We start from the raw sequence: 258 nt of genomic DNA, 5'->3' as shown, positions 1-258 counted from the left end.
CACTTCTGAGAAGATGGCCATGGGTTATTTTTGTAATGGTCGGGCCTCGCTGGTGGTCGGCACCCACACCCATGTGCCTACAGGGGATGCGCATATCCTCTCCAATGGGACGGGATATCTGACCGATGCCGGTATGTGCGGTGACTATAACTCTGTGATCGGAATGGAGAAATCCGAGCCGCTTCGTCGTTTCTTGACCGGTATGCCTAAGAGCCGCTTTACCCCGGCAGAGGGCGAATCCACCCTATCGGGCGAATG

General features: G+C 55.8%; 1 protein-coding gene. It reads left to right on the top strand.

All coding sequences use genetic code 11. The features are described from left to right. Window positions 1-258: YmdB family metallophosphoesterase (locus DC53_RS0121010; RefSeq protein ID WP_033032571.1), on the top strand; the 258-nt coding region annotated here is incomplete at both ends.

This window comes from Pseudoalteromonas fuliginea, from assembly GCF_000690055.1.
In the GTDB taxonomy this organism is placed as follows: domain Bacteria; phylum Pseudomonadota; class Gammaproteobacteria; order Enterobacterales; family Alteromonadaceae; genus Pseudoalteromonas; species Pseudoalteromonas fuliginea.
This window is presented reverse-complemented; position numbering and strand designations above follow the sequence as displayed.